At 29.9% G+C, this 12061-nt stretch carries 12 protein-coding genes and 1 tRNA gene; all 13 read right to left on the bottom strand.

The genetic code is table 11. The features are described from left to right. Positions 1-11: 11 nt before the first annotated feature. Positions 12-1667 carry a CvpA family protein gene (locus ACESR5_RS00155; protein WP_373153700.1) on the bottom strand — a complete coding sequence of 552 codons (1656 nt, stop codon included), beginning with the start codon at positions 1665-1667 and terminating at the stop codon, positions 12-14. Then, a complete protein-coding gene (locus ACESR5_RS00150) occupies positions 1651-2583 on the bottom strand; it encodes a bifunctional oligoribonuclease/PAP phosphatase NrnA (RefSeq protein ID WP_087936105.1) in 933 nt (310 codons plus the stop codon). The genes ACESR5_RS00155 and ACESR5_RS00150 overlap by 17 nt, the downstream gene beginning before the upstream one ends. Positions 2584-2700: 117 nt before the next feature. Continuing rightward, positions 2701-3897 (bottom strand): acetate/propionate family kinase, encoded by a 1197-nt coding sequence (locus ACESR5_RS00145; protein WP_087242930.1) that lies wholly within the window; start codon positions 3895-3897, stop codon positions 2701-2703. Between the two features lie 152 nt (positions 3898-4049). Next, positions 4050-4262, bottom strand: a complete 213-nt coding sequence (locus ACESR5_RS00140; protein ID WP_087242931.1) for an alpha/beta-type small acid-soluble spore protein — start codon at positions 4260-4262, stop codon at positions 4050-4052. Positions 4263-4554: 292 nt separating this feature from the next. Beyond that, on the bottom strand, positions 4555-4986 hold the full coding sequence (locus ACESR5_RS00135) for a hypothetical protein (protein ID WP_373153698.1): 432 nt from the start codon (positions 4984-4986) through the stop codon (positions 4555-4557). A 96-nt stretch (positions 4987-5082) separates the two neighbouring features. Continuing rightward, on the bottom strand, positions 5083-5307 hold the full coding sequence (locus tag ACESR5_RS00130) for a hypothetical protein (protein WP_373153697.1): 225 nt from the start codon (positions 5305-5307) through the stop codon (positions 5083-5085). After that, positions 5304-5606, bottom strand: a complete 303-nt coding sequence (locus tag ACESR5_RS00125; RefSeq protein ID WP_241147449.1) for an NUDIX domain-containing protein — start codon at positions 5604-5606, stop codon at positions 5304-5306. The genes ACESR5_RS00130 and ACESR5_RS00125 overlap by 4 nt, the downstream gene beginning before the upstream one ends. Then, positions 5606-6802, bottom strand: a complete 1197-nt coding sequence (gene thiI / locus ACESR5_RS00120) for a tRNA uracil 4-sulfurtransferase ThiI (RefSeq protein ID WP_373153696.1) — start codon at positions 6800-6802, stop codon at positions 5606-5608. Before thiI ends, ACESR5_RS00125 begins: the two co-directional genes overlap by 1 nt. 6 nt (positions 6803-6808) lie before the next feature. Then, on the bottom strand, positions 6809-7948 hold the full coding sequence (locus ACESR5_RS00115) for a cysteine desulfurase family protein (RefSeq protein ID WP_087304551.1): 1140 nt from the start codon (positions 7946-7948) through the stop codon (positions 6809-6811). Between the two features lie 72 nt (positions 7949-8020). Next, positions 8021-9760 (bottom strand): septation ring formation regulator EzrA, encoded by a 1740-nt coding sequence (locus tag ACESR5_RS00110; RefSeq protein WP_373153695.1) that lies wholly within the window; start codon positions 9758-9760, stop codon positions 8021-8023. 159 nt (positions 9761-9919) lie between these two features. Continuing rightward, complete coding sequence (gene rpsD / locus ACESR5_RS00105; RefSeq protein WP_087242940.1) at positions 9920-10525, bottom strand: 30S ribosomal protein S4; 606 nt, start codon at positions 10523-10525, stop codon at positions 9920-9922. Between the two features lie 288 nt (positions 10526-10813). Next, on the bottom strand, positions 10814-11644 hold the full coding sequence (locus ACESR5_RS00100; RefSeq protein ID WP_373153694.1) for a hypothetical protein: 831 nt from the start codon (positions 11642-11644) through the stop codon (positions 10814-10816). Between the two features lie 325 nt (positions 11645-11969). Beyond that, positions 11970-12054: transfer RNA gene (locus ACESR5_RS00095), tRNA-Leu, on the bottom strand. Positions 12055-12061: the final 7 nt, after the last annotated feature.

The raw sequence follows: 12061 nt of genomic DNA, 5'->3' as shown, positions 1-12061 counted from the left end.
AATCTTCCTCCTTATTGAATCGTAATTGAAGAAACAGTTTGTGAAGTCGATTCATCATTGACATATTCAATCGTCACTGTATCACCCGCTTTGACAAAAGGCAACTGAGCATTTAATGAAATAGGTGCAATAAAGACATGATTCGAATCTTGAAGCTGGAAATAATATTGTGAATTTCCATTAACAACAACTTCATGAATATCACTGACAACAGCTGTTAATTTTTCTGTATCATAATCAACATTTGTTTTACCATTATCTTTCAACAATGCATAATATTCTTTTTCTGCTTCGGCAACGCTATCACCAACTGAAACAATCTGATAATTTTCAACACTGACAAACGCATATTTTTTAACAAGACCTGCACTATCTTTTAAAGACATAAAATATGTTGGTTCTCCTCCAGCATTAATCAAAATAGGGAATGTTGCCGTATATTTTAAATCTGTAACTTTTCCTTCAGCAGAAGACATTGCTGAAAATTCTTCTGCTCCACTAATCGCATAATATTTGGCTTCTTTCGTACGCATATTAATCAATGCAAATCCTACATTGGAAGCATCATTAGATACTGATGTTAAACCTGTATATAAATAAACATCATCATTTAAAGCTATATAATTATATCCGTCTGTTGGTTTTAAAACACCTTTTTGAGAGAAAATCGTATTAAAGAAACCGTGTGTATATTTTCCCCAGTTATTAAGCTGTTCTATTAACAATTCAGAAGGATAAACACGATCAATCCATGTTGGAACATCTTGAATATCATAATATTGACAGTCACCACTCACAGCATCAACTAACACTGCACCTGTGATATCTTTACCACCAAATAAACCAATTTTATAAGTATAAGTCGGTGCTACCCAATATGGATGTCCATCATCATCAATTTCAAATGAAGGTGTTTCAAACATTTTAGTTGGATAGTGAACACGTAAATGACGATCAATATTTCTAAAGAATAAATCAGAATGTGAGTATTTCATTCCTTCATCTAAACGAACAACTTCACTTTCCTGTGTCACCATATCTACGCGAATATAGGCAGGTAATCCCTCACGATGATTCGTAAACCATTTAATCAAATCACTATATGATAATGTTGTGACTCTATAAGGTTTATCCTGATAATTGATTTGAACATAATCATTATCAACTTCAAATTGTGAAACGTAATCGACAATCTCACCCATTTTACGATCTCCTAAACGTTCAGCACTCTCTTTATCAACAACAGGAATTGACTGATAATTCACTTTAGGATTATCTTTATAGAAATCAGCATTTTTATCAACATCTAATTGTTTTTGATAACTCGATGCAAAAAAGATAGGTGAACTGATTAATTGTCCAGCAAAGACATAAACTAACAATAACGCAATCACTACACTAAGTATCTTATTTACTTTATCAAATGAAGCCTGAAATAAACTTCTTAATGCTATAAAAATAACAAGCAGAATACTGAAAAAGAAAACAAAATCAGGTGATCTCAAATTAATAGGAATCAAAACAAAGTATTCAACAATCAAAAAAACAATCAAAACAATGACCAATGCCTTTATTGTCCCGCCTTTTTGGGGCTGACGTTGTTGAAAAAATTGACGTTGCCTATTTTCTGTCATTCTTGTAAAAAACTTTTCAAATATATTTTCCATTGATTTTCTCCTTTAATTTTTCAATAAGTTCTTCCAATTCATCTAATGATTGAAGGGTTGCTCCTGCAGCATAAGCATGTCCACCACCATGGAAAAGCGCTGCCACTTCATTAACAGGAATACCACGACTTCTGATACTCACACGATAGTTGTTGTCTTTTTTATTTTGAGTCACAGCCATCCATACAGAATACTCTTCAAAATTAGCTAACACATTAACATAAGAAGACCCTTGTTCTCGACTCATCTGTAATGCTTTTAAATTTTCATCACTCAAATAATACCATGCGATATGACCATCTTCCTGATAATGATTATAAATAAATTTTGTAATTTCTAAATCCTGTTTTGTACGCATATAAAGCTTCTGATATAATTTTTCAATATCAATTCCCATATCCAATAGATAAGAAGCTGCTTCAAAAGTTTTTTGAGATGTCGAATGATATAAAAAGCGATTGCTATCTCCAATAATTCCTAAATACAAAGCATTGGCAGCTTCTAATGGGATTTGAGCTTTCCCACGTTTCATTAATAAAGTTACAATTTCACTACATGAAGATGCTTTTTCATCTTCAATATTAATATCACCATATGAATCAACAACTATATGATGATCAATCTTTAGTATCTGATCACACACAGATATATCCCCATCAATACGTTCACGATTGGCTGTATCTAAAACAATTCCTAAAGTATAACCTTTTTTGATTTCACCCATTTCAAAAGAAGGATAATACTTTAATAAATCACTGTTCATTTCACCAGCTAAAACAATATTTTTTTGTGGATAGATTGATTTTAATGTCCAATACATTCCCAGTTGTGAACCAAATGCATCTAAATCAGGATTCACATGTCTATATATAATAACCTGATCAAACTCTTTTCTAATTCTTAATATTTTATCCATTTCTCATCACCTTTGTTTATCATAATACCATATTATCACATAAATATGAACTTATAAAAGATTTATTCTTCTATATCAAAATAACCATAATAAAAAAGAGTTGATCATTCAACTCTCTTATAGCCCTAATAATCTGACTGTATCTCTTGCAATCATAACTTCTTCATTTGTTGGAATAACCATAACTTTAATTTGTGAGAACTGATGAGAAATCACTCTATTTTCATCACTTCTCACAGCATTTAGTCTTTCATCCAAGAAGACACCAAAAGCTTTTGAAACATCATCAATAATCAAACGTCTTAAATAAGCTGCATTTTCACCTACACCAGCTGTAAAGGCAATCGCATCGCATCCACCAAGTTCAGCATAATAAGCTCCAATATATTTAGAAACAATTCTTGCATATAATAAACTTGTTAATAATGCTCTATCATCACCTTCTTTAAATAAAGCATTTTCAATATCACGAGAATCTGATGAAATTCCTGAAATACCAAGCATACCAGATTTCTTATTATAAATTTCTAAGACTTCATCTGGTGTTTTATTTAATTTCTTGCATAAATAAGGCATAATAGATGGATCAACATCTCCACAACGTGTTCCCATCATAACTCCTGCAAGTGGTGTGAATCCCATAGATGTATCAATACATTTTCCATTTAATACTGCTGAAATACTTGCACCATTACCTAAATGACAAACAATAACACGTGATTCAGTTGGATTTCCTAACATATCAATCACTTGTTCAGAAACATATTTATGGCTTGTTCCATGTGCTCCATAACGTCTCACTTTTAAATCTGTGTAATATTCTAATGGTAATGGATATAAATATCTTTCTTTATCTAAACTTTGATGAAAAGCTGTATCAAAAGTAAAGACATGCTGTACATTAGGTAATTCTGCTTTAAATGCACGATATCCAATTAGATGTGCTGGATTATGTAAAGGCGCTAATTCACAAAGTTCTTCAACCTTTGCGACAACATCATCATCAACAACAGCACTATCACTAAAATATTCTCCACCATGAACAATACGATGTCCAACAGCATCTATTTCTTTTAATTCTGTCACGACTCCTTCATCAACCAATGCTTTTAAAAGCATTTCTACAGCGACCTGATGATCAGGAATCGGACATGTCGTTGTCTTTTTTTCTCCATTATATTTTATTGTAAAAATACCATCATCCATCCCAATTCTTTCTACAATTCCTGATGTAATGACTGTTTCTTCAGGCATTTCAAATAATTGAAATTTTAAAGATGAACTTCCTGCATTGACTGCCATAATTTTTGTCATATTTTTATTCCTCCTACAATACATAACATATATTTATTGTACATAAATTGTAGAATAAACTCAACAAAAATTTGAAAGCGAATACACTTTTTATCAAAAATGAAAAAACCCTACTCATAATAAAGATTATGACTAGGATTTTTTATAATAGCTTAACGATTTTGAGATTGTCTACCTGCCATCTGATTTTGTCCCATTTCAACTAATCTCTTAGTGATTTCACCACCAACAGATCCGTTAGCACGAGATGTTGCATCAGGTCCAAGATTAACACCAAATTCATTAGCGATTTCGTATTTCATTTGATCAATTGCATTTTGAGCACCAGGAACAACTAATCTATTTTTTGAATTTTTTGAGTTCATTGCTTTCACCTCCTGACACAATTAGTTTGTGTCAAGGTGACAAAATTATTCATTTATTTTAAAAAAATTTTGTAAACTCTCTTTTTAAAAAGAATATGACTGACATCATACTCATTTTTATTAAATGTTCCTGTCAATTTAATATATTATATTTGATATTTTATTACAATTAACGAGATTGAAATATTATAAAATAATTTTACCAAATCATTAAGATATCTCAATTAAAACTTTTATTCATTAGTAACTGCTAATCTTTTTTATAAAAATTAAATTTTCAATTTGATATACATCAATATGATTTCTCTAGCCACACACTATTTTCAATATAAACTTTATTATTACTAAAAGAAATATTTACAGTATTACTACTGATTGCAGATTTATTCGTCATAAAGAACATCATAGATAAGATAAGTGTTATTATACCTACCCCTGCAATTGATAAAAAGATTTGAATCAATTTAAGTAATAAATTCATTTTTTCACTTAATATCTCTATAACCACAAGAATAACAGGTATAAGAAAAATATCTATAATCACAAGTATATTAATCATTATACTTATAAATGGGTGAAAATATGTATGAATATCTAATTGACGATTGATGAAATATTGTACTAAAATCAAACTTACCGAGATAACATACCACCATGATATTCTTTGTTTCCATTTAGGTAGCAAATGAAATTGAGTCGATATATCTTTTAATAACTTTTGCATATAAGATTTCCTTTCAACATAGCAACCTGACTTGAATAATCGGTTATAAATTAACAAAACATCATATATATTCAAAATAAAAAAAACTTTTTATATTTATAATCTTTGTGCTCCATGTTTATTTTTCATTTCAAAATATAATGATATAAGATTTTGATGATATAGAACGAATTTTTCTTGTTTCAAAAGATTTGTTATATCTTCAAGACTTGCCCATTTCACATTTTGTACTTCTTCATCTTGTATAACTAAATTTTGAATATTGACAAGATAACGGATAAGATAAATATCATCAAGATCTTGATCAAAATGAATTGTCAAAAAAGTCTTATATCTTTTAAAGATAATTGAATACCTAATTCTTCATAAACTTCTCTTTCAGCTGCCATATAACTCGTTTCATTCATCAATGCACTATCACCAGCACTCATATCCCATAATCCTGACCATGTTTTTCTTTTCTTAAATCTTTGTTGTATCAACATTTCATCTCGATCATTAAAAAGGCAAATATGAACAGCAAGATGATAAAGATGAGAAGGAATCTTCTCGCTTCTCATCATCTTTTGATTTGTTTTTACTCGATCCTGCGTATACAAATCCCAAATTTCATCATTCATTAAAACAAATCCTCTACTTCTTTATAATGATCATCAATAACAATTGTTTCACATTGTTCAATGCATTCATTAATCATCGTTTGATAATCCCATGTTTCTTCCAATGCTTCAGCTTTATAGCTTTTTGGTTTTGTAGCAGGCTGCTTTGGTGTAAAAATTGTACAGCAGTCTTCGTGTGGTCGAATAGAAATATCATATGTTCCAATTTTTTGAGCAATATCAATAATTTCTAATTTATCCATACAAGCAACTGGTCTAATAACTGGCATATGAATCACTTCATTAATAACAGACATACTTTCTAAAGTTTGAGAAGCCACTTGTCCAATGCTTTCACCATTCACTAATGCTAAACATTGATTTTGATGTGCCACGCCTTCAGCAATTCGATACATCATTCTACGCATAATTGTCATTGCATAACTTTCATCACAATGATCATATACAGCTAACTGCAAATCTGTAAAAGGAATGATATGTACGGTAATTTTTCCATGAGTATAATGTCTTAAAACATCAACAAGATCTAATACTTTTTCTCTTGCCAATTCATTTGTATATGGCGGTGAAGCATAGTGAATACATTCAATATCAACGCCACGTTTTAATGTTAAATATCCGGCAACTGGTGAATCAATCCCACCTGATAACATCAATAAAGCTTTTCCACCAATACCAACAGGATAACCACCAGCACCTTGAATCACATTATCCATAACATAGGTACATTCTTTACGCAATTCAACTTGTATTAATATTTCTGGATGATGAACATCTACTTTTAACTCTTTTGATGTATGATGAAAAATATATCCAGCAATAGCCGTATTGATATCATGTGAGTGAAGTGGATAATCCTTATCATTACGCTTTGTTTTGATTTTAAAAGTATGCCCTTCATTTTTCTCTATAATCTGTAAACATACTTCTTTTATTTTTTCTAAATCACTTTCCACTTTATAACAAACTGAAAAAGAGTGAATGCCAAAGACTGTTTGTAACTTCTGACATACAGCCTCTGGATTTTCATTATTTAACATAATATATAAACGATCAAAAGACATTTCATATCTTAAATGTGAAAACTCTTTTAATATTTCCTTTGTATTCTGTGTTAATTTACGAATAAAAAGTTTACGATTTTTCCCTTTTGTTGTGAGTTCTCCAAATCTGACTAAAATATGACTACATTTCATTGACAATTACCTCTGTTTCTTAATAGTTTTTAAAGTTTTCTTTAAATAAAATAAAAATTCATCTAATTCATCTTGTGTCGTATGATGAGAAAAACTAATACGAATCGCACTTTTAGCAATATCTTCTCGAATTCCCATCGCCTGTAATGTTCTTGAAATATCATTTTTATGAGATGAACAGGTACTTTTGGTTGATACATAACATTCATACATTTCTAAAGCATGTAAAATCACTTCTGGTTTATACCCTACACATGAAAAATTGAGAATATATGGTGAAACATGCTCACTAGGTGTATTGATGACAATATCAGGTATCTGAGTGAGCTGTTCTCTTATATAATGATTCAAAGAAGTCACGTATTGATATTTCTGTTCTAAATTTTCTAGAGCTAATCTTAATGTTTTCGCAAACATTGTATGTGTAGCTGTATTAGATGTTCCTCCACGCAATTGATGTTCCTGCTGACCACCATTAATTAATGGAACTAATGACGTAGATGTTTTTTTATATAAAACACCACTTCCTTTTAATCCATAAATTTTATGTGCTGAAAAACTCGCTAAATCTACATGAGTGAGATCAATAGGCATCTTTCCTAAAGCCTGTACCATATCGACATGTAATTTTATTTTTGGATTGATCTTTTGAATCATCTGATAAACCTTTTCAATAGGAAAAACCATTCCCACTTCATTATTCACATACATCATCGTGATTAAAATTGTATCTGGTCTGATTGCTTCTTCCAGCTGTTTTAAATCAAGATTTCCTGAAGCATCTACTGATATAAAATCAACTTCAAAACCAAAGACATCTCTTAATTGAATACATGACTGATAAACACTGGAATGTTCTACTGCAGTTGTAATGATATGTTTTCCTCTATTTTGATATTGAAAAGCACATCCTTTAATAGCTGCACTATTAGATTCACTGGCACCACTTGTAAAAATAATTTCTTCTGGTAAAACATGTAATAATTGTGCTGTTAATTCTCTTGATTTTTCCATTAAAGCACTTGTTTTTAATCCTAAAGAATATAACGAATCAGCATTAGCAAAATAATCATTTAATAATGACTGATACATATGATTCACTTCTTGGTTCAATGGTGTTGTTGATACATAATCTAAATAAATCATATCTTTCCTCCATAGTTCATTATATGTATATATACCATTTTTATTAAGAAAAAGCCACTAAAAAAGTCCAAATTAGGACTTTTCGCTTGTTTTTTGAATTAAATTTTCATATGAACCTGGCTGAATCTTTTCAATAATATCTACTGCAGTTGATAGAGCTTTTGTGTACTCACCATTTCTAAATAAGACTTCTGCCTTTGTTAATTCAGTATTCACCTCTAAAAAAGTAGAACGATAACGATTTCCAAAAACAATAGCTTCTTCAACCATTTCAGCTGTGACAATTAAGTTATGGACATTATCATATAATTTATAAATAATATCTCTTGCACTATCAACACGTTTAGATAATTCAGATAATTCCACTGGACGGTGCATACGATAGGCTTGAATCTGTGCTGCTTTATCGTAAGAATCCTGAATATAATCTTTGTAAGATTCATTGATCATAGGTAAGTGTTTATTCTTAATTTCAGATTTGATTTCCAATAATACAATATTAATATTTTCTAACTCATCAATAGCACGCTGTTCCTGTAAATATAAATGATCACGAAATGCAAAGAATGAATTTAAGTCATCCTGATGAGTTAAAGCTGCATTTTTTATCTTTTCAACTTTATCAATCATTTGTAAGTAAGAGAAATTACCTGCATTCATTTCTTCTTCTAAATCATAAGATTCTCTTAAAATCTGATCAAAGTCTTTATATTTTTCTTGAATATCAACATAATCTTCATTAATCAAATATAAATTTTCAATACGATTTTGATCAATTAAAGCTTGTTTATACTGATCATAAATCTGAGTAATAACTGTATAAGATTCATCCCATTTTGTTTTAAAATCATCATATGATTGTTTTTCAACTTCTAAATCTTTAATAATAGCATCAATATCATCAACTAATTTCTGTAAGACTTCGCCAACATTTTCTAATTGTAATTGTTGAATATGTTGAGTTGTTGTTTCTAAAGTGGATTGGATGGCCTGATAACGTGCAGATACATTTAACTTTTCTAACGCAAATTCTCCATTAGACATATCTTTAATCAAATTATCCAAATAATGAATCTTTTTAGGAATATACTGTCTGACAATAGCGATATAATCAGGTAACTCCTGTAATCGGGCATTTAACCAATCTACTTTTTTATCAATATCCTGTGTTAAATTTTTAGCATCTTCAAACCTCTGATTATTCATCATATCTTCAAGCTTTACAAAAGAATCATCAAGATTATTAAAAATATTTTTAATGCCCTTAACAAAATCTTCTACTTTAAAACGGATTGTTTCATAGTAATCTATCAATTGTCGATACTTTTCTTTCACACGAATAATTTCAATTCTTTGAACATTCTCAATTTCAGTAATCTCTTCAATTTTTGCCAGTAAAGCTTGAGAATCATCTTCATAGATTTTCAACATGCTTTCTAATTCTTTCATTTTAGAAGATATTTTTCTAAGTTTACCATAAAAAAGCTGTTCATCTACTTCATTAACCAATACACCTAATTGATTTTTCTGATAATCTGTAATACGTTCAAATTCCTGAGCATATTCTTCATATTTTTCCAGAACCTCTGGCATATTTTTAGAAATACTGTGGACTCTTCCTAAACGATATTGTAATGGCAGTGATTTAATGCCATTCATGCGATTTTCCACATCCACAATTAATTTCCTATATTTTCTTAATCTCATTCCCCTATAAAATAAAAGTAGTATTACAAGCGCAACAATACCTATACCTATAAAAATGAGATTACGTATACCTATTTGTTCAATCAATCTCATAATATTATCCATCATTTAAAATTCCTCTCTTTTCCTAAGTTTTATTTTATCATAAATAGAAAGGTATTTCATCATCTTTTTCCAAAATCCTACATAGACAAGAGATATACTGCCATCAAAAGAAAAAAGTATTGAACAAAATAACTGTCCAATACTTTGATATTGATCATCTTATCCTAAACGGTTGTAGTATTCAACGATAAGTGATTCATTGATTTCTTGATTTAATTCTGATCTTTCAGGTAATCTGATGAATTTACCTTCCATTTTATCAGCATCAACTTCAACAAATCCTGGTACATGTGTTTGAGAAGCTAAAGCGTTTTTGATAATTTCTAATGAACGAGAACGTTCTTTAACAGAAATAACATCTCCAACTTTAACTTGACAAGAAGCGATATCAGTTTTAACTCCATTTAATAAAATATGTCCATGGTTAACTAACTGTCTTGCTTGTCTTCTTGTTGTTGCAAAACCTAATCTATAAACAATATTATCCAATCTAGATTCTAGTAAACAGAAGAAATTGTAACCAGTAACTCCTTCCATTTTTCCAGCTCTTTTGAATGTGTTATGGAATTGTTTTTCATTAACTCCATACATATGTCTTACTTTTTGTTTTTCAGCTAATTGTAATCCATATTCTGTTAATTTCTTTCTTTTTTGACCATGTTGACCAGGTGCATATGGTCTTCTTGCTAATTCTCTACCAGTTTCTAATGTTGAAAAACCTAAACGTCTAGATTTTTTCCATTGTGGTCCAGTATAACGTGACATTTTCTTTCCTCCTATTGTTTTATTTGGCATAAAACAATAACATGCATAGATCAGTTAGGGTGTGTTTGTACTAAGTATTTCTCTTTGCAGCAAGATACTCTACATCCCTTTGTCACAAACGCATGGGCTAACCCTCTATGTGCTGCTATCATTTATTGCACTAATACATTATAACAAGCTTTTTTATATTGTCAAATATTTTTTTCAATATCAACAGAATATCTATTTTATCTTTATTTTTCATCCTCAAATCATGTTTTTATAGTCTCCATTCAAAAACACAAACCATTACATTTCATATTCATCATACATATAAGCATGTTTTAAAAATTCATAATCATCAAATAAAGCACCATTTGCAGTATCTACATCAAATTCTTCAAAAATAAAGTCATCCAAATTCAAACCTAAATCTTGAATATGCTCAACGAAAGCTTGTCTATCATGATAATACATATCCAAAAGTGAATGTTCATCTTCCCAAATACCAAAGCCTTCTCCAGCCATAATTTCTATATCGTGAAGAGTTTGTACATTTGGGTGTTGTTCAATATCTTGAATCTGAATATCAAATATATAATCATCACCAAAATCATACCATAACGAAAAAGTATCTCCCTTTTTCAAATCTAGTTCATCTAAGAAAACATCTGATGCATAATCATCTAACATTTCTTCATCACATTGATCACAACCAAATTTTCCCTGATCAGTTATAAATGTAAAAAGATGAGTACCCTCTGCCTGAAACATGGTTAATATATAATATGCCAATTCATCTAAAGGCATATGATAAGGGATACGTACCTGGCGATGAATATACTTTTCTAACTCTCTAACCACAATACGACATATGACTGTTTTCTTCATTTCAGGAATAGCTTCCATCATATGTTCTAAATATTCCTGTAAAACACCTTCAAACAATTCATCCTGAAATTGAAGCTGATTCAAACATAATGTCATGGCTAACATAATACCTTTCTTTAAAAAATAAGGACTTTCATCTCCTGCTACATCTTCAAATTGACGAATAATATCTTTTAATTCATCAGATTCATTTAAAATAATATCATCATAAATATGATCAACACATTCAAAAATATGATTTTCTAACATATTTTTACACCTCCTGATTTTATTTTACAATATTTCCAAAATATTCATAGAATAACATATGTTTTTGATCTATTTTCTTCACTTTTTCGTCATTTTTTTCCAAGAATATTATCAAATATAGTCATTTTTTCTTTTATCCTGTCGAATTTTATATGAAAACTACTCCTATAAAATTCTTGAAACAGCTTATCAGTCATATCAATTCATCATCTTGTGTATAAAAATATGTATTGAGCCATAAAAAAATATCGAACAAAATTCTTTATCTTGTTCGATACCTTCATGTTAATGAAAAAGAAATCTTTTCCATGATTTTGTATTCAATTGGTGCCTGAGGTCGGACTCGAACCGACATGACATAGGTCGCAGCATTTTGAGTGCTGTGCGTATACCAGTTTCGCCACTCAGGCAAATCAA

The organism is Clostridium sp. AUH-JLR23 (genome assembly GCF_964238065.1).
GTDB classification, from domain to species: Bacteria; Bacillota_I; Bacilli_A; order Erysipelotrichales; family Coprobacillaceae; genus Allocoprobacillus; species Allocoprobacillus merdigallinarum.
Note: the sequence above shows the minus strand (reverse complement) of the source record. Positions and strands in the feature narration are given on the sequence as shown.

Coding starts and splice junctions, on each gene's coding strand:
- ACESR5_RS00155 (WP_373153700.1), bottom strand. CDS start 1,667: ATGGAAAATATATTTGAAAAGTTTTTTACAAGAATGACAGAAAATAGG.
- ACESR5_RS00150 (WP_087936105.1), bottom strand. CDS start 2,583: ATGGATAAAATATTAAGAATTAGAAAAGAGTTTGATCAGGTTATTATA.
- ACESR5_RS00145 (WP_087242930.1), bottom strand. CDS start 3,897: ATGACAAAAATTATGGCAGTCAATGCAGGAAGTTCATCTTTAAAATTT.
- ACESR5_RS00140 (WP_087242931.1), bottom strand. CDS start 4,262: ATGAACTCAAAAAATTCAAAAAATAGATTAGTTGTTCCTGGTGCTCAA.
- ACESR5_RS00135 (WP_373153698.1), bottom strand. CDS start 4,986: ATGCAAAAGTTATTAAAAGATATATCGACTCAATTTCATTTGCTACCT.
- ACESR5_RS00125 (WP_241147449.1), bottom strand. CDS start 5,606: ATGAATGATGAAATTTGGGATTTGTATACGCAGGATCGAGTAAAAACA.
- thiI (WP_373153696.1), bottom strand. CDS start 6,802: ATGAAATGTAGTCATATTTTAGTCAGATTTGGAGAACTCACAACAAAA.
- ACESR5_RS00115 (WP_087304551.1), bottom strand. CDS start 7,948: ATGATTTATTTAGATTATGTATCAACAACACCATTGAACCAAGAAGTG.
- ACESR5_RS00110 (WP_373153695.1), bottom strand. CDS start 9,760: ATGGATAATATTATGAGATTGATTGAACAAATAGGTATACGTAATCTC.
- rpsD (WP_087242940.1), bottom strand. CDS start 10,525: ATGTCACGTTATACTGGACCACAATGGAAAAAATCTAGACGTTTAGGT.
- ACESR5_RS00100 (WP_373153694.1), bottom strand. CDS start 11,644: ATGTTAGAAAATCATATTTTTGAATGTGTTGATCATATTTATGATGAT.